Source organism: Micrococcales bacterium, from assembly GCA_016703125.1.
GTDB lineage: Bacteria > Actinomycetota > Actinomycetes > S36-B12 > UBA10799 > JADKAV01.
Genome location: JADJCR010000001.1, coordinates 69615 through 86738 on the forward strand (window position 1 = coordinate 69615; position 17124 = coordinate 86738).

The 17124-nt window shown below is 70.1% G+C and carries 14 protein-coding genes; 8 read left to right on the plus strand and 6 right to left on the minus strand.

Annotated elements, in window-relative coordinates; genetic code table 11:
* Positions 1-11 precede the first annotated feature (11 nt).
* Genes IPG68_00355 through IPG68_00370 form a run of 4 tightly spaced genes read right to left on the minus strand, consistent with a single transcriptional unit; the run spans position 12 to position 4092 of the window.
* Positions 12-1202 carry an acetate kinase gene (locus IPG68_00355; protein ID MBK6761815.1) on the minus strand — a complete coding sequence of 397 codons (1191 nt, stop codon included), beginning with the start codon at positions 1200-1202 and terminating at the stop codon, positions 12-14.
* Complete coding sequence (gene pta / locus IPG68_00360; GenBank protein MBK6761816.1) at positions 1202-3283, minus strand: phosphate acetyltransferase; 2082 nt, start codon at positions 3281-3283, stop codon at positions 1202-1204. Before pta ends, IPG68_00355 begins: the two co-directional genes overlap by 1 nt.
* Positions 3284-3330: 47 nt before the next feature.
* Positions 3331-3810 carry a hypothetical protein gene (locus tag IPG68_00365; protein MBK6761817.1) on the minus strand — a complete coding sequence of 160 codons (480 nt, stop codon included), beginning with the start codon at positions 3808-3810 and terminating at the stop codon, positions 3331-3333.
* A 15-nt stretch (positions 3811-3825) separates the two neighbouring features.
* Positions 3826-4092, minus strand: coding sequence for a hypothetical protein (locus IPG68_00370; protein ID MBK6761818.1), 267 nt, complete (start codon positions 4090-4092; stop codon positions 3826-3828).
* 128 nt (positions 4093-4220) lie between these two features.
* Between IPG68_00370 and IPG68_00375 the strand changes: the two genes are divergently transcribed.
* The 6 genes from IPG68_00375 to IPG68_00400 all read left to right on the plus strand — a co-directional run bounded on the left by IPG68_00375 (position 4221) and on the right by IPG68_00400 (position 10716).
* Positions 4221-4853 carry a hypothetical protein gene (locus IPG68_00375; GenBank protein ID MBK6761819.1) on the plus strand — a complete coding sequence of 211 codons (633 nt, stop codon included), beginning with the start codon at positions 4221-4223 and terminating at the stop codon, positions 4851-4853.
* A gap of 538 nt (positions 4854-5391) precedes the next feature.
* Entirely contained in the window at positions 5392-7044 is a 1653-nt protein-coding gene (locus IPG68_00380; protein MBK6761820.1) for a circularly permuted type 2 ATP-grasp protein, read from the plus strand.
* Positions 7038-7943: an alpha-E domain-containing protein gene (locus tag IPG68_00385; GenBank protein MBK6761821.1), complete on the plus strand. Its 906-nt coding sequence runs from the start codon at positions 7038-7040 to the stop codon at positions 7941-7943. Before IPG68_00380 ends, IPG68_00385 begins: the two co-directional genes overlap by 7 nt.
* Positions 7943-8797 carry a transglutaminase family protein gene (locus IPG68_00390; protein ID MBK6761822.1) on the plus strand — a complete coding sequence of 285 codons (855 nt, stop codon included), beginning with the start codon at positions 7943-7945 and terminating at the stop codon, positions 8795-8797. The genes IPG68_00385 and IPG68_00390 overlap by 1 nt, the downstream gene beginning before the upstream one ends.
* 36 nt (positions 8798-8833) lie before the next feature.
* Entirely contained in the window at positions 8834-9709 is an 876-nt protein-coding gene (locus tag IPG68_00395) for a hypothetical protein (GenBank protein MBK6761823.1), read from the plus strand.
* A 23-nt stretch (positions 9710-9732) separates the two neighbouring features.
* On the plus strand, positions 9733-10716 hold the full coding sequence (locus tag IPG68_00400; protein ID MBK6761824.1) for a L,D-transpeptidase: 984 nt from the start codon (positions 9733-9735) through the stop codon (positions 10714-10716).
* A 54-nt stretch (positions 10717-10770) separates the two neighbouring features.
* Here IPG68_00400 and IPG68_00405 read toward each other — a convergent pair whose 3' ends face one another.
* Together IPG68_00405 and IPG68_00410 are read right to left on the minus strand one after the other, a co-directional pair.
* Entirely contained in the window at positions 10771-14310 is a 3540-nt protein-coding gene (locus IPG68_00405; protein ID MBK6761825.1) for a hypothetical protein, read from the minus strand.
* Between the two features lie 47 nt (positions 14311-14357).
* Entirely contained in the window at positions 14358-15245 is an 888-nt protein-coding gene (locus tag IPG68_00410) for an alpha/beta hydrolase (GenBank protein ID MBK6761826.1), read from the minus strand.
* Between the two features lie 139 nt (positions 15246-15384).
* Between IPG68_00410 and IPG68_00415 the strand changes: the two genes are divergently transcribed.
* Both IPG68_00415 and IPG68_00420 read left to right on the plus strand, forming a co-directional pair.
* Entirely contained in the window at positions 15385-16872 is a 1488-nt protein-coding gene (locus IPG68_00415; GenBank protein MBK6761827.1) for a S8 family serine peptidase, read from the plus strand.
* On the plus strand, positions 16869-17117 hold the full coding sequence (locus IPG68_00420) for a fibronectin type III domain-containing protein (GenBank protein MBK6761828.1): 249 nt from the start codon (positions 16869-16871) through the stop codon (positions 17115-17117). Before IPG68_00415 ends, IPG68_00420 begins: the two co-directional genes overlap by 4 nt.
* Positions 17118-17124 lie beyond the last annotated feature (7 nt).

Consider the following 17124-nt stretch of genomic DNA (forward strand, 5'->3'; position numbering starts at 1 on the left):
ACGCCGGGTGCTCAGCCGCCGACCGCCGCCAGCGCCTGCGTGGCGATCTCCCGCTCCTCGTCGGTCGGGACCACCAGGACGCGGATTGCGGAGTCGGGAGCCGAGATGTCGACCACATCGGACGGGCCACGGGCAGCGGCGTTGCGGTCGGGATCGATTCGGATGCCGAGGCCGGTCAGCGCAGCACAGGTCCACTCGCGCACCTGTGCGTCGTTCTCGCCCACACCGGCGGTGAAGACGATGGCGTCGGCCCCGCCGAGTTCGACGAGATACGCGCCGAGGTAGTGCCTGATGGCGTGCACATAGACCTGCAGCGCCTCGCGTGCGGCGACCTCCCCGGCCGCAGCCCGCGCGTGGACCTGACGCAGGTCGTTGTCGCCGGCCAGGCCCTTCATCCCCGAACGCTTGTTGAGCAGCCGGTCGAGGTCCGCCACGGACATGCCGGCGCGCAGCAGGTGCAGCAGCACGCCAGGATCGATATCTCCGGTCCGCGTCCCCATGACCAGACCGGCCAGCGGTGTCAGGCCCATGGAGGTGTCGGCGCTGCGGCCGTCACGCACCGCGCACGCGGACGCACCGTTTCCCAGGTGCAGGGTGATGATGCGGGAACCGGCCACGGGGATGCCCAGGAACTGCGTGGCACGTGCACTGACGTAGGCGTGCGATGTGCCGTGGAAGCCGTACCGGCGGATCCGGTGCTCGTCGGCGACGTCCCGGTCGAGTGCGTAGCGGAACGACTCAGCGGGCATGCTCTGGTGGAACGCGGTGTCGAACACGGCCACGTGCGGACAGTCCGGGTAGATCTGCATCGCCACCTCGATGCCCATCAGGTTGGCGGGATTGTGCAGGGGGGCCAGCGGGATGCAGTCGCGGATGGCCGCCAGCACCTCGTCGTCGATGATCGCCGGATGCGCGAAGCGGTCCCCGCCGTGGACCACTCGGTGGCCCACGGCCCGCAGGGCGGACGGGTCGATCGGGGTGGTCGCAGCAAACGCCTCAGCCATCGCCACGAGTCCCTCGCGATGGTCGGCGAGGGGCCGGTCGATGGTGTGCTGCCGGCCGTCGGTGTCGTGCGTGACCCGGGGGGCGGCCTCCCCGATGCGCTCGACGAGACCGGCGGCGAGCGTGGTCGGCCCGGCCATGTCGATGAGTTCGTACTTGATGCTCGAGGAGCCCGAGTTGAGCACCAGGACCTGTGCCATCAGTCCTCCTGCGCTTGGATGGCGGTGATCGTGATGGTGTTCACGATGTCCTTGACGGTGCATCCGCGGGACAGGTCGTTGATGGGTTTGCGCAGCCCCTGCAGGACAGGGCCGATGGCCACCGCCCGGGCCGAGCGCTGGACAGCCTTGTACGTGTTGTTACCGGTGTTGAGGTCGGGGAAGATCAGCACGTTCGCCTGACCGGCCACGTCGGACCCGGGCAGTTTGCTGGCCGCGACCTCGGGGTCGACGGCCGCGTCGTACTGGATCGGTCCCTCCACCGGCAGGTCCGGCCTGCGCTGTTGCACGATCTCAGTGGCCTTGCGCACCTTCTCGACGTCGCCGCCTCCACCGCCGGAGGTCCCGGTGGAGTAGCTGAGCATGGCCACGTAGGGGTCGATACCGAAGGCGGCGGCCGTCTGAGCCGACGAGATGGCGATGTCTGCCAACTGCTCCGGGTTGGGATCGGGGTTCACCGCGCAGTCACCGTAGACGAGCACCCGGTCGGCCAGGCACATGAAGAACACGCTGGAGACCACGGAGACCCCGGGCGTTGTCCGGATCAGTTGCAGGGCCGGGCGCACGGTGTCGGCGGTCGTGTGGGCGGCGCCACTGACCATGCCGTCTGCCAGCCCAGCCTTCACCAGCAGGGTGCCGAAGATGGTCACGTCGGTGACGGCGTCGTGGGCGATGTCCATGCTCATGCCCTTGCGCTCGCGCAAGTTGCACAGCAGGCGCGCCATGTCGTCGCGCAATTCCGATCGCTCCGGGTGAATGAGGGTGGCAGCCGAGATGTCCAGACCCATCGAACGGGCCCGGTCGCGGATCCCTTCGGGGGAGCCCAGGATCGTCAGGTCACAGACCGACCGGCGCAGGAGCTGGTCGGCGGCGCGCAGAATCCGGTCGTCGTCGCCTTCAGGCAGCACGATGCGCTGGCGCTTCTGCCGGGCGGCGCGGGCCAGGCGGTGCTCGAACATCAGCGGCGTGGTCACCGGGGTGTCGGCCAGTTCGATCCGCTCCATGAGACCGGAGGTGTCCACAGCAGCCTCGAACAGACCCAGCGCAGCTGCGATCCGGCGGTCGTCGCCGAACCGGATCTGAGGGGTGAGCGTGGCGATGCGGTGCGCGGTCTCGTAGGTGTCGGTGGCGCTCAGCAGCAGGGGAGTGACGGCCGATTCCAGGCCGCGTGCGAAGGACAGGATGCGCGGATTCGGTTCGACGCCGCCAGTGACGACGACGCCGCTGACACTGGGCACTCGGTCGCTGAAACGAGCGGTCACTGCCGCGAGCAGTACGTTCGAGCGGTCCCCCGGGGTCACCAGCAGCACGCCGTCCTGCAAGCGGTCGAACAGGTTAGGCAGGGTCATTGCCGCCACCCGGACCCCGGTGACCTCGCGGTCCAGCGACTCCTGGGTGCCCAGCAGCAGGTGTGCCTGCAGTTCGGCGCTGATCTGGTGCAGGGACGGCAACTGCAGGCTGCGTTCCTCGGGGATGATCCAGACCGGTTCCGGTAGGTCCGTCACCGACTCGGTGATCGTCTCGAGGTGCTCGCGCTCGATGCGGTTCACCGCGATGCCCAGCAGGTTCGCCTCGTGGTTGCGCAGCGACTCGCGCGCCGCGTGCACCGCCCCGCGCACCTGATCCGGGCGGTGGTGGTGTGCGCTGACGACCATGAGCACCGGCGCCGCCAGGTTCAGCGCCATCGTGACGTTGAGTTCGAACTCGAACGCCGCGCTGGCCCCCGTGTAGTCAGTGCCCTCGACGAGGACCACATCGCATTCGGCCGCCAGCCCCTCGAACTGCCCCATGATCTCGGAGATCAGTCCGTCGGCGTCCTGGACCGTACCGACCCCCCGGGTCTGATCGGTGGTGATGCCGTAGGACTGCTCGTACGTCTGCGCGAGACCGTAGCGGCGGCGGATGAGTTCGATCGTGGCGTCATCATTGCCCTCGCTGGCGATCACCGGGCGGAAGTACCCGACTCGCGAGGTGTGCCGGCTGAAGGCCTCCATCAGGCCCAGCGAGATCATCGACTTCCCGCTGGCGGCTTCCATGGACGTCACATAAACGGCTCTGGCCACGGCAACGAGCCTAGGTGGGGCCACTGCGGCGTTGCAGTCCGACTCCGTCAGCCCACCCGCGCGGCCGCCGCTGAGACCGCGGCGGCCAGGGTCTCGCGTGCGATCTGGAGTTGATCGGTCAGGCGCACGGCCATATCGCCGTAGTTCGCGATGGCGGTGAGGGTCTGGCCACTGATGGACTCCGGAGCCCGGTCGGCGGGCTCGAGGATCCGCAGGATGAGCACCTCGGCGTCCGCATCCTCGCTGCCGTTACCTAGGCGCAGTGTCTCCCGGACCACGCGGGCCGCAGCGTCCTCGTCCTGAGTCACCGCCAGTGCCAACAGGGCCACGGCGTTGGCGAAGCCCACGGCGGTGTTGAGCACCTGCGACGGGTCAAGGGGCTCCGCGAGGACATCGCGCAGGGCACTGGTGACAGGGTTGGCACTCTCCTGCGCCACGTAGGACCCGACCACGCTGCCGACCTCGCGGTACACCGCCGCGTCGAGTCGGTCCTGCGTCGGTATGGCGACGACTTCGAAGTTGCCCACGCGCAGAAGCCTAGGTCAACCGGCCTGGACGGGTGCCGACCACACCAACTGGTCGTTGCTGAAGGCGCACACGAGGAAGACCTCACCGCGGGGGAAGCCGGTGAGTTGAACCGGTGTGCGGGAACCCATGGGATCCAGGGCCATCCGGTGCTGGACGTGCCCCCGCTGGTCCAGCACCATCAGCCGCAGTTCTCCTTCGCAGTGGGGTGCGGTCACCGAGAATCGAAGCCGCCCGGACGCCCTGGCGATGTCCGAGAGGTAGACGCGATGATCGATACGCATGCTCCTGTGACGTCGGTGCGGTGGCGGTTGGTTCCCCGGCGCGACGGTGACGAATCCGCAGGTCCACCTGTCGGGATCCACCGGCGCATGGCAGTCTGACCTTAAGTAGGCGGCGAGGAAGGTGTCACATGCGTCGGTTGTTGGCAGTCGGTCTGGCGGTGGGTTCGGTGGCCGCTGGAGTCGTGTGGAATCGGCGGCGCGAGAACGGCCGGCGCGAAGAGTGGGTGCGCAGGGCCGGTTCCTACGCCGACGAGTTCGCCGAGGGTGTGACCCGGACCGCGGCCACTGCGGCTGTGACTGTCGCGGACGCCGCGGAGAAGGCCGCCGAAGGCGTGTCCAGCGTCGCTGACGCCACCGCAGGGGCTGCCGCCCACGCCGGCGTCACCGCTGAGGCCGCTGCGCGCAAGGCCACCGAGGTCATCGACAAGGCGGCCCAGACCACCGCTGATGCCGCCGCCGAGATGGCCGAGAAGGCGGAGAAAGCTGCGGAGAAGGCCGAGCGTGTGGTCGACAAGGCTGCGCTGTCCACATCGGAGGTCGCGTTCGAGGCCGCCGACGTGGTGCAGGACGCCGCCGAGGAGGCGGCCTCGGAGATCGAGGCACAGGAGACCGTGCCCGAGGGAGCCCCGGCCGCCGCGAAGCCGGTCCCGAAGCCGAAGAGCGGTGCCCCGAAGAGCACTGCGGCGAAGGGGACCAAGCGCACCGGCAAGGCGCCCCCGAAGGCGGCTGCCAAGTCGTCCGACGACCAGTCAGTGGCCTGATCCATTCGATCGCGGTCGTCGGCCCGGAGTCCTCGGGCAAGACGACGCTGGTGCAGTTCCTGGCCGATTGGTTGCACACTGCCGGGGTGCCACGCGAAGTCGTGCCCGAGCAGGGCCGGCTGTTGGCCGAGCGGCTGCCAGCAGGTCACCGGTGGACCTACCGCGAGCAGCGGGCGACCTCCCTACTGCACCAGGCCGCTGTACTGGCCGCGCAGACCGTCGTTGCTGCCAGACATCCCGAAGGTGTTGTCCTCGCCGACGGGTCCTGTGCGACACCGCTGGTCTGGCACATGGGTGCGGTACGCCGCCGCCCGGGATACGACGCCGGCCCTGCCGGAGTCACCGAGCAACTGCTCGCGGCGGTCGAGGAGGAGGACTACGACCTCGTGCTGCTGGTCGCCCCCGACATCCCGTGGGAACCCGACGGGGTGCGCGACGACCCCGGCGGGCCGCGACGGGGCCTTCCAGGACTACCGGACGCTCCTGCCGCACGCCGTGATCCTGTCCGGTCCGGAGCGCCGCGAGGTCGCCCGCACCCATGTTTCTGCCCTGTTACGTTTGCGGCCGACCCGGCCGTGACGGCCGATCCGGGTGCAACGATGGGGCTGTGCCAGGCATCGACTCCACCCTCCCCGCCTTCCAGGAGATGGATGGCGAGATGGCAGACGCCGACGCGGTCGGCGCGCTGACCACGGTCCTCGCCGGGCTGGGTCAGGAGGGTCTGGCCGACCGGGCGCGACTCATCGACGCGTACTTCAACCGGCAGGGGATCACGTTCAGCCTCGCCGGCCGGGAGCGCCCGCTGCCTCTGGACCTGGTGCCGCGGTTGCTCAGTGCAGCGGAGTGGCGGGTCATCGAACAGGGCGTGATCCAGCGGATCCGCGCCTTGGAGATGTTCCTCGCCGATCTCTACGGTGCGCGCAGCGTGCTCGACGACGGCATCGTGCCACGGCGACTGGTCGCGAGTTCCAGCCATTTCCATCGCGCAGCCTGGGGAATCGAGCCGCCCAACGGGGTCCGGATCCACGTGGCGGGGATCGACCTGATCCGAGACGAAGACGGGGTCTTCGCGGTCCTGGAGGACAACCTGCGCTCCCCGTCCGGGGTGTCGTACGTCCTGGAGAACCGGCGTGCCCTGGCCCACGTGCTGCCCGAAGTGTTCAGCGACCAGCGGGTGCGACCGGTCGCGGAGTACCCCGAGCGCCTGCTGGACGCACTGCTGGCGGCGGCCCCCGCCGGGGTCGCGGATCCGCAGGTTGCGGTGCTGACCCCGGGCGTACACAACGCGGCCCACTTCGAGCACGCGTTCCTCGCTCGCCGGATGGGCGTCGAACTCGTCGAGGGCCGCGACCTCTACTGCCGTGACGATCAGGTCTGGATGCGCACCGTGCGTGGCCCGAAGCCTGTCCACGTGCTGTACCGCCGCATCGATGACGACTTCCTGGACCCCGTCCACTTCCGGCCGGACTCCGTGCTCGGCGTGCCCGGCCTGCTGAATGCTGCGCGTGCCGGCCGGGTCACGGTGGCCAACGCGGTGGGCAACGGTGTGGCCGACGACAAGGCCATCTACCCCTACGTCCCGGCGCTGATCGAGTACTACCTGGGGGAGCGACCGATCCTGCCGAACATCGACACCTTCGACCTGCAGGACCACGACCAGCGGGCATTCGTCCTCGACCGCCTCGACCGCATGGTGCTCAAGCCCGTCGACGGGTCCGGCGGATACGGCCTGGTCGTCGGGGACCGCGCCAGCGACGAAGAACTCAGTGCACTGGCCGACCGGATCCGCACGGACCCGCGCGGCTGGATCGCCCAGCGGATCGTGCGGCTGTCCACCTGTCCGACGCTGGTCGACGGTGGTGAACTCGCCCCCCGCCACGTCGACCTGCGGCCGTTCGCGGTCAACGACGGCGAGAACATCTACGTGCTGCCAGGCGGCCTGACCCGGGTGGCCCTTCCCGAGGGATCCTTGGTCGTGAACAGCAGCCAGGGGGGCGGCTCCAAGGACACGTGGGTCCTGGCAGACCGGGAGTCCACCGTCGCCTATCTGCCACCGGACCGGCCGACGCCCCGCCTCACCCGGGTCCTGGCCGCCGTCCCCGCCCGGGTCCACTCGCCGACCACGCACGACGAGCGCATGCGCCAGCAGGAGAACCAGCAGCAGCAAGCGGGAGGTGCGCCGCCATGCTGAGCCGCATCGCCGAGTCGTACTTCTGGATCGGCCGCTACCTGGAACGGGCCGAGGCCACGTCGCGGCTGCTCGCCGAGCACCACCAACTCATGGTGGAGGAGCGCACAGTTCCGGAGGACCTGGCCGCTGCCGTGCTGCTCGACGCGTTGTCGCTGCCGCCGCAGTCCACAACGCACGCATCGGAACTGATCACTGCCGTGGTCGGTGACTCGGCGGACCCGGCGACCATCGCGGGCGCGATCACCCTGGCCCGGGAGAACGCCCGTGGTGTGCGGGAGCGGCTGCCGGCGGACGTGTTCGAGGGCCTGAACGCCGCCCACCTGGCGGGTATCCGGGGCCCGATCGTTGCCACCAGCCCGGCGTACGCCCTCTACCGGGTCGTGGAGCGACTGGCTGTGGTGGTGGGTCAGATCGACTGGACCGTGCCCCGGGACGAGGGCTACCTGTTCCTGTCATTGGGGCGTTCCCTGGAGCGGCTGGACATGATGGCCCGGTTGCTCGCCGTCCGCCACGACCAGCTCTGGCCCGAGGGGGGGCCGGTGGCGACGTTGCGGGCCGCGGCAGCGCTCAACGCCTTCCTGCGCACGCAGCACCCCATGACCGGTGACGAGGTCCGGCGCTACCTGCTCCTGGACGAGGCCCACCCCCGATCCATGCGCCTGAGCTCCCACACCGCGGAGGAGGCCGTACGGGGTCTGGCCGCCAGGGGAGCCAGCGACGGCGGTGACCTGCTGCGCGAAGTCGGACTGCTGCGCTCGCAACTGGAGTACGCGGTCAACCCGGCCCCCGATGAGGTGGATGCGCTTGTGGAACACGTGCAGCAGGCCACCGCCCGCGCCTCGGACGTCGTCGGTACCGCCTTCTTCCGCCCAGTGGGCTCAGTCGTGTGGAGCAACTGATGGCAGGGCGTCGATTGCGCATCCAGCACCGCACCGGATACCGGTACGGCTCACCTGTGGTCTCCTCCTTCAACGAGGTCCGGATGACGCCGCTGGACGACGACGGGCAGGTGCTCATCGCTCACGAACTGCGCGTCGAGCCGCGCGCCGCCGTGCTCGTCTACACGGACTACTGGGGCGCCCGCGTGGAGTCGTTCGACACCCACGAACCCCACGACGTGCTGGAGGTGGTGGCGACCAGCACCGTGGACACCGCCAGCGGTCACCACCGGGCGCCCGGGGCGACGTGGGAGGAACTGGCCGGGGCCACGGTGCTGGACCGGTGGTGTGAGTACCTGCGCCCGAGTTCCTACGTCGACGACGCGAATGCCGACCCTGCCCGCGCGCATCTGGTGACGCGATTGCGCGAGCAGCCCACGCCGGCCGGGGCGGTCGACCTTTGCATCGAGATCGTGCGCGAACGCCTGGCGTACGCCGCCGGGGCGACGACGGTGTCGACGACCGCGGGCGAGGCGTGGGCGGCCGGGTCCGGCGTGTGCCAGGACTTCACCCACGCGATGCTTTCGCTGCTGAGGTCAGCGGGCATCCCCGCCCGCTACGTCTCGGGCTACCTGCACACCGAGGAGGACGCACTGGGGGAGACGGTCCGCGGCGAGTCACATGCCTGGGTCGAGGTGTGGAACGGCGGCTGGGAGGGGCTGGACCCGACCAACGACCGCACCGTCGGTGCTGCTCACGTTCTCGTCGCCCGAGGGCGGGACTACGCCGACGTCCCGCCTTTGAAAGGCATCTATGCCGGTGGCGCCAGCCACGCGCTCGGCGTGCAGGTCGACATCACGCAGTTGGAACGCTGACCCCGCCCCATGAACGGGTTCGGTAGCCTGGCGGGCATGCGTACTGCGGCCGTGCTCGCCGGCACCCTGCTCCTCGGTGCCGCACCGGCGGCTGCCGAGCCGGTAGGCACGACTGCCGCAGGCCAGCAGGCGGCCCAGGCATGCGAGAGCGGTCGGCAGGCACTACTGGCCACCGGTGGATCGGTGTCGTCACCGTCCGGCCAGGACCTGTTCGCCCCGGGCCGGTTCACCACGACCGGGCGGGTGGTGATCGAGTCGGCAGGGACCTACGGCGCCATCGCCGATGAGCCGCTGCTGGCTCGCGAGCGCCGGGCGGCTCTGCGCTACCTCAAGCGACCGGCTGCCGCCTGGTGGCTTCGTGCTGGCGTCTTCGCCACCTCCGACCAGGGATGGGCCGCATCGTACGAACAGGCGCGCGCCGCGGCGGTGACGTTCGATGGAACGTGCGCCCAGGTACTGGCTGCGGCATCCGGCGTGCAGGCGGTGACCAACGGGTGGGTCTTCACGCTGCCTGACGGCACAGCGGTCTCCGCGACCGTGGATGACATGGGCCGGCTCACCTCGTTGGGCGACCTCACCGTGGATTACGAGGCGGTCACGGTTCCGACGCCGAGGGGCGCAGTCGGATACCTGAGGTGGCGCAGGGCGTCGGAAGCGGCGTCGCTGAACTCCACGATGCGAATGCTCACCCGGGAGGTGGCGTCACAGGTGAACGCGGGCCCCCCGACGATCGCGGCCATCGACGCGGCCATCCGGGCGGCGATACCGGTTGACCGGGCCGTTGCGCTGAAGGTGCGGCAGTTGCGTCGCGGCGTCCTCGTCCACGGCCGCAACCCGTTCACGGGCACCTATCACGCCTGGCGGGTCTACGTGAAGAAGGACACGGCGGTCGCCCGCCGCGTGGCTCCCTGACTCCCGTACCGCACAATTGAGGGGTGGTTTCATCCCGTATTCCTGTCCTGCTGGCCACCGGCCTGACTCTGTTCGGCGCACCGGCGTTCGCCGACACCGTCCCGGACCCGGTCACCCCGGCACCAACCGTGACCCCCGCACCAACCCCCACCCCGCCGCCGGACGTCCTGCCGTCGGGGGAGGCCACCGGCATGGCCCAGACGCTGAAGACGGTTGAGAAGGTCCGCGTGGACATCACCCCGGGCCCGGGACGCTTCGGGGTGGGCCAGCTGATCACCGCCCGTTTCTCGGCCCCTGTGCGGTTCCGCGCGGAGGCGGAAGCCGCGATGCAGGTCACCTCGCCCGATCCGCTCCCGCCGGGGGCGTGGGGGTGGATCGACAGTTCCACCGCGGTCTACCGGCCCAAGGAGTTCTGGCCCGGCAAGACGCGCATCGACGTCGAACTCGACCTGCGGAAGGTCACGCTGAACTCGGATGCGGCCACGGTGTGGGTCGGTGGGAAGACGACGACCCGGGTGCAGTCGTGGCGGACAGCGCGGTCGTTCATCGCCCGGATCGACTCCGACAGCCACAAGATGAAGGTCTTCCGCAACGGCGAACTGGTGAAGGTCTTCGGGATCAGTCTCGGCAAGCCGGGGTTCCTCACCCGGTCCGGGGTCAAGATCATCACCGGGGAGAAGTACCGCTGGCAGCGGATGACCAGCGCGGAGTTGGGCCTGACCAACGAGTCCTACGACCTCAACGTCCCCTACGCCGTCCGCATCACCCCGTCCGGGGAGTTCGTGCACGGTGCGCCGTGGGCGGCGTCGCGGATCGGCGCGTGGAACGGCTCCCACGGCTGTACCAACCTCAACGTCGGACCGGCCAAATGGTTCTACAACCACGTGCGTGCCGGCGACGTCACGGTGACCGTCAACACCGGCCGGCCCATGGAGACGTGGAACGGTGCGCCCGGGTCGTACTGGAACTACACGTGGCAGCAGTGGAAGGCGAAGTCCGCCCTGTAGGGGTGGTTGTGCTGTCCACGTCGTGATTCTGCCGGGCAGGTGACCCCGGCGACATCAGGAGCGTTTCTTCTTCTTCGGCTTGGGCGCGGGCAGGGTGTCCCGGGTCGTCGGGCCGACCCGCCCGGTGCTCGCCACGGCCTGCAGGCTCACCGCAGCCCGGTCGTCACGGTCGATGCCCGTGACCCGGACGCCGCGGGACTTGGGGCCGGTGGTGATGCGTCGCGACAGCCCGTCCCCGGACCGCACGACGACGACGTACGCGTCGGCCCCACGCGCCTTGCGCCAGCGGACCACGACCCCCTGACCCTTGCGGACGATCCGCACACCTGTGACCTTGCCTGGCCGCGCCGGCGGGGGTGCGGAGTACCTGCCGGCTGAGGCGTGGTCGACCGGGATGCCGTCGCGCGTGATGATCGCTGTGAGGGTCCGCCGCCCGCCGGGACCGGTCCCGGCGGGGATTCGCAATGCTCCCGAACCGGCCTTGACCGTGCCGAGGACGCGGGAGGTGCCCGTCCGGGTGCGTTCGCTGATGATCGCGCCGAGGTCCTTGCCGCCGCGCAGGGTGTACCGCAACGAGACCTTGCCGCCGGTGCGGACGATGCGGGTCGACAGCCGCGGTGATGGTGCGCTCTCGGTGAGCCGGATGCGTTGGATCACCGAACCGTCCGCGGCGACGACCTGCCAGTTCCCCTTCCGGGGGTTGCGGATGGACACGATCGTCTGATTGTCCGCCGACAGCGCGACGACTCGGGCCCGCTTGGCCTGGGTGACGGTCGTTGGGCGGACCGGATCGATCCGGCGCCCCTTGGGATCGATCAGGCTCACTGCCGGGGCGCCGCCGACGCCGTCGATGTGCAGGTAGGCGTGGACCCCGCCGCTCAGGCGCACGCCCGAGGCCGCGACGTGGCCCGCGCGCAGGGCCTGGGACTGCCGGGGGGTCAGCACGACCTGGATCGGACCGAGGTTGCACGACCCCAGCGGTGGGAACAGGGTCAGGTCCTTGTCGGAGAACCGGTACCGGAAGCCTGCGCCACCGACGCACATGCCCACGCCCCGACTGCTGATGACGATGTCTGCGATGTTGAGATCCACGTCGGGGAACGGGTCGGGGACGTACAACGTGATGCTGCCGCTCTGGAACCGGCCGGAGAACTGGCCACTGGGCAGGTCGAAGGCCAGGCCCAGCCCGGCGCCGCCGCCCACCCCGAGGTCGTTGCTGCCCAGTTTCAGCCGCGCCTGGCCTTCGTAGGCGACGAAGCCATCACCGTTGACGGTGGCCTTGACCCGGGAGACGGGGATGAGCTCGAGCACGGTGGAACCGCCGCGCACGCTGACCTCCCACGGCGTGCCGAATGTGATCGTCGCGTCGGCGCTGCTGTCCACGAGGAACGTCTGCCCGGCCACCACCGGGATGATCCCGATGGTGCCGCCCACTGAGATCTTCGTGGGCTGCAGACCGAACCCGCCACGGACCTTCCACAGGTACACGCCTTTGAACAGCGGCAGTCCGGGGTAGGGGATGGTCACCTCCGCGCTCGCGTCGCGGAACCCGCCTGCGACGAAGCGCACGCTCACGCCGATCCCCAGCGATCCGCGTCCCGGCGGCATGATCAACTGACCGCTGCCCACCCATGTGTCGTTGCCGGCCGTGTACTCCAGCAGCACGTCCCGCAGGGTCGGGCCGGCCAGGTAGGCCTCGTTGATCTCGATGCGCAAGGAGTCCAATTGCAGCCCGCTGCCCACCTGTGCGCGCAGGACCGCCTCCCCCCGGGCGTCGCCGAATGCTTTGGGCAGCTTCAGGTTCACCGGGATGCGCACACCCTTGTCGGTGAGCTCGACGTCGATGCGCCCGCTGATCGGGAACCCCTTGAGCGCCGCTGCGTACGCGGAGGTGTCGAAACTCGCCAGCAGCGTCTTCTCGTTCGGCTTGGGCAGTTTCAGGTGCAGTTCGCCGCGCCAGACGGTGATGGGGCCGCCGCCGGCGTCGAGTTGCACCGAGACCGTGCCGGTGGTGTCGATCGTCTTCGCCGCGGGGTCGATCTGGATCTGCACGCCCTTGTCGGGCCGCACCCACAGGCCATTGAGATCCACGGGGCCCTGCGCCACACGGATGCTGCGGGTCGCGGTCAGCCCACTGGTGGCGGTGGTCCGCGTTGCGGTGAAGAAGCACCCGGACGTGCGCATCTCCACGGCCCCGAACGCGATCCGCCCGCACTCCACGGTGGCCTCCGGTCCGACCAGGCCCTCACCGGCGCGCCCGCCGAGCCCCAGTTGACCGGTGGGCGCCAAGGTTCCGAACGAGGTCACGTACAGGGGGTTGTAGATGCCGCCTGACCCCGCCATCACGACCACGCCACCACCGTCGGGCAGCACGGCGAACCGGTTGGTGGAGAAGGCCTGTCCGGTGGGCGCGGTGGCCACGGTGACGGGGCCGCCGAAGGCCGTCCCGTCGCCGCGCTGGAGCTGGAATGTGCCGCGCGTACCAGGGTCGACGCTGCCCACATAGACCCCGCCGGCGCCGTCCTGCTCCACCGTGGCGAAGTCACCGGGCGCCATGGTCACCGGGTCGCTGACTGTCATGTCGTTCACCCGGCGCAGTTGCGGGATTCCGCTCAGGCCCGGCTTGGCCAGCAGCAGTGTGCCCGCGGGCCCGGGGGCCAACGACGGTTCGCCGGCCGGCCCGATCTCGGCGCGCTGCCAGGTGGCGACGTTGTTCGGGCTCCCCTGGCCGCTCCACCGGCCCAGCCAGCCGTTGGCGTTGGCGTCGGTCCAGGCGGCGATCGGCACACCGCCCTCGCTGGCCACCCGCCCGTCGTAGGCCTGGACGCCCGGCCCGAGCAGGGCCGTGGCCACCGATGTCTGGCCGGCGGTGTAGGCCTGCACGCTGGTGCCGCCGGTCACGGTGTCGGTGATCCCCAGGATGCTCGGTGCTTCCGGCGGGCCGAACACCGCGGCGTCGTGGACGGACATGTCGCCGATCCACGTGCGCGGGGCGAACGTGGTGCCACCGTCGGCGCTGAAGTCCAAGAAGGTCGCCGTGGCATCCTCGTACTCGGGGGTGTTGTTCGGCGGCCGGCCCGGGATGGGCACGCCGTCGTAGGGATAGCGGCTGCTCACCAGGGCGAGGTCGTCGCCGAGCGCCAGCGGCTGGACCCCGTTGATGTTGGTGACGCCGATGTCCGGCAGGTAGGCCTCCGGCCAGCGCTTGACCGAGTCGCAGGCCGAGGCCCCGCGCGGCAGCCGGCAGTAGACCTCCACGTCCCCCGGGCGGTCGGGCGTGCCGCGCTCGACCCAGGTGATGTGGGCGGTCCCCGCCGCGTCGAGCAGCACCCTGGGCTCCGTGACGGCGTCCGCCAACTGGATCAGCGGGCGGGCCGGGGGTTCGACCGGCGTGACGGGTACGACCTTCCGCTTGGGCTTGTAGCCGGGAGTCGTGTACACGCGCTTCTTCTTGGGCTTCTTCTTCGCGCTCACATGGCGGTCCCACGGGGTGGTCAGCGTCGTGTCCGGGCCGTCACTGGCGACCGATTGCGCATGCGCGGGGAGCGGGGTCACCAGGAGGACCCCCGCTGCCAGCGCGGCCGCGAAGCGCATGCCGCACCCTGGCACGGGTGGGCGCGGCCGCGCCATAGGGTGAACGGCTACACGTGGGTGCCCGCGACAAGGTCGCTGCGCAGCAGCAGGCCGTCGAGCATCGCCATGATCTCGTCGGGGAACTCCAGAGGCACGAAGTGTGTGCCCTGCAGGACGTGGACCTCCGCCTGCTCGATCCGCTCGGCGAAGGCCACCACATCGCGCATCGAGGTCATCACGTCGAAACCACCAGCCACGACGGTGATCGGGCACTCGACGAACGAGGGGTCCATCGGCTCGTGATCGGCGGCAGCCACCATGAGCCGGAAGTACCACTCGAAGTCGTGCTCGAGGAACGCCTGGATCCAGGGCACCACGTCTTTGGTCCGCGCGCTGGGGAGCATGAAACCGCTGTGCCGCAGGACCTCGGCGAACGCCGGGCCCTTGGGCACCACCCGCGCGAGTGCGGAAAGTGGCCCGCCGATGGCCTGGCCGGCCCGGCTCACCAGCAGGCCCGACTGCTTGCGCAGAGGCTTGGGAACCAAGAGGTTCGAGAAGGCCGCGTCGAAGGTCCCACCCGGCACGCCGGCGCACATGAGCATGCCCGCGACCTTCTCCGGGTGCTCGGCGGCGATCTCGAAGCTGACGTTCACGCCCAGTGACCAGGCCACCAGCAGCGCACGGTCGATCCCGACGTGGTCCATCAGCGCCAGTGCGTCGGCGACGTGGTCCTCGACGCGGATCGCCTCGGGGTCGGCAGGGCGTCCGGAGCCCAGGCCGCCGCGGTGGTTCCAGCCCACGACGCGGTACCCGCAGTCGGGATCCAGCAGGCGCGGCCAGGCCTCAGGTGGCACGCCGAGACCGTTGCAGACCACGATCGCGGGGCCGTGCCCGTCATTGCTCCAGCCGAGCACCTGCGTGCCGTCGGTGCTGGTGAAGGTGAACGTCGAGTACATCCTGTCCAGTGTCGCAAGGTCGCGGATCGAGTCCGTGCACCGGTCACCCGGACGAGCGTCCGCTCGGCAGCCCTTCCCCGCGGCGCGGCTGGCAGCATTGAAGGTGTTGCGGTCCGTGCTATCGAAGCGGGTGGTCCCCATGTATCGATCTCTCTTCGCCACAATCTGCGCCGGTGCGATCGGCTTCGCGTTGTTGGGAGCCGCGCCGGCGACCGGGGACGAACGCCAGCGTGACGCGGCTCTGCCGTCGGTATCCGCCACCGGCGACGATCCTGGACGGCCGTACATCGTGACGCTGACGAAGCGCACGTCGGTCTCCGCGGCGCTGTCATCGCAGACCGTTCTGGCGAACCTGACCGGGCCGGTCTTCCGCGGGGCGGTGGTGCAGGCCACCGCCGCACAGGTGCAGGAACTGCGCGACGACCCGGGTGTGGTGGCCGTCGAGCCGGACCGGCAGGTTCGGACCATGGACGAGCAGCGGACCGCGTCGGTGGCCAACTCGTGGGGCCTCGATCGCACGGACCAACGGAACCTGCCGCTGAACGGTGACTACTCCCCGCCGGCCACCGGCGCCGGGACACACGTCTTCGTCATCGACACGGGGATCAACTCCAGTCCGGAGTTCGCGGGCCGGCTCGGCTTCGGCGCCTACTCGCCCGACGTCGCAACGAGCGCGAGTGACTGCAACGGACATGGCACCCACGTGGCCGGGACCGTGGGGTCAACCACGTACGGCATGGCGCCGGGCGTCATCCTGCACCCCGTGCGCGTCCTCGCCTGCGACGGGTCCGGGCCGACGAGCGCGAGCATCGCCGGGATGAATTGGGTGGCTGCGAACGCACCGGCCCACTCCATCGTGAACATGAGCCTCGGCGGGCCCTTCTCATCCGCGCAGAACAGCGCGGCGGCTGGGCTCGTTGCGCTGGGCATCCCGGTGGCCGTCGCGGCGGGCAACGACAGCGTCAATGCCTGCACCGTCTCGCCGGCCAGCGAGCCGTCCGTGCTCACCGTGGGGGCGGTCGACTCCTCGGACCAGGACACGTCATTCTCCAACTGGGGGTCCTGCCTCGACCTGTACGCCCCGGGCCAGGGCATCGTGAGCACCAACTACCTCGGCGGCGCCGGCGTGAGCAAGAACGGCACCTCGATGGCCAGCCCGCACGTGGCAGGTGCTGCCGCCATCTACTGGGAGCTCTACCCGGGCGCCGGCGCTGCGGCAGTGCAGGCGGCGGTCATGAGCCAGGCGACGACAGGTGTCATCAGCTACCCGTACGGGCAAGCAGGATCTCCGAACGTCAACCTCAACGTGCAGTTCCCGACCCCGGTGCCGCCTGGCGCGCCGGGAGCCGTGAGTGCCGCACCCGGCAATGGTTCCGCCACCGTCTCCTGGCAGCCGCCGGCCAGTGACGGCGGCAGCCCCATCACGGGGTACACCGTCCTGACCTCGACCGGGCAGCCGGGCTGCACCGCCGCCGGGGAGCCCCCAGCTGCGTGGTGCCCGGCCTGGCCAACGGCTCGTCGTACAGCTTCGCAGTCACAGCCCACACGGCCTGGGGCACGAGCCCGGTTTCCGCATGGTCGGCGGCAGTGGTGCCCAGCACGGTGCCCGGGTCGCCCCGCAGCGTGAAGGTCAAGGTCCGCCGGGGCAAGGCTGTGGTGCGTTGGTCCTGGCCGACGTCGGACGGTGGCGCCGCGATCTCGTCGTTCCGCGTGTTCGCCTCGCCGGGCACCCGGGCCTGCCAGACGAGTGGTCGCACGAAGTGCACGGTGAAGCGGCTCAAGTCCGGCAAACGCTACCGCTTCACGGTGTATGCGTTGAATGCGAACGGTGCGGGTCCAGCCGGTACGAGCCGGAGGGTGAGGATCAGATAGGTCGCAG

Excerpts from the sequence above, each read along its gene's own strand:
- IPG68_00355 (MBK6761815.1), bottom strand. The coding sequence starts at position 1,202 with ATGGCACAGGTCCTGGTGCTCAACTCGGGCTCCTCGAGCATCAAGTAC.
- IPG68_00370 (MBK6761818.1), bottom strand. The coding sequence starts at position 4,092 with ATGCGTATCGATCATCGCGTCTACCTCTCGGACATCGCCAGGGCGTCC.
- IPG68_00375 (MBK6761819.1), top strand. The coding sequence starts at position 4,221 with ATGCGTCGGTTGTTGGCAGTCGGTCTGGCGGTGGGTTCGGTGGCCGCT.
- IPG68_00380 (MBK6761820.1), top strand. The coding sequence starts at position 5,392 with ATGTTTCTGCCCTGTTACGTTTGCGGCCGACCCGGCCGTGACGGCCGA.
- IPG68_00385 (MBK6761821.1), top strand. The coding sequence starts at position 7,038 with ATGCTGAGCCGCATCGCCGAGTCGTACTTCTGGATCGGCCGCTACCTG.
- IPG68_00390 (MBK6761822.1), top strand. The coding sequence starts at position 7,943 with ATGGCAGGGCGTCGATTGCGCATCCAGCACCGCACCGGATACCGGTAC.
- IPG68_00395 (MBK6761823.1), top strand. The coding sequence starts at position 8,834 with ATGCGTACTGCGGCCGTGCTCGCCGGCACCCTGCTCCTCGGTGCCGCA.
- IPG68_00405 (MBK6761825.1), bottom strand. The coding sequence starts at position 14,310 with ATGCGCTTCGCGGCCGCGCTGGCAGCGGGGGTCCTCCTGGTGACCCCG.
- IPG68_00410 (MBK6761826.1), bottom strand. The coding sequence starts at position 15,245 with ATGTACTCGACGTTCACCTTCACCAGCACCGACGGCACGCAGGTGCTC.
- IPG68_00415 (MBK6761827.1), top strand. The coding sequence starts at position 15,385 with ATGTATCGATCTCTCTTCGCCACAATCTGCGCCGGTGCGATCGGCTTC.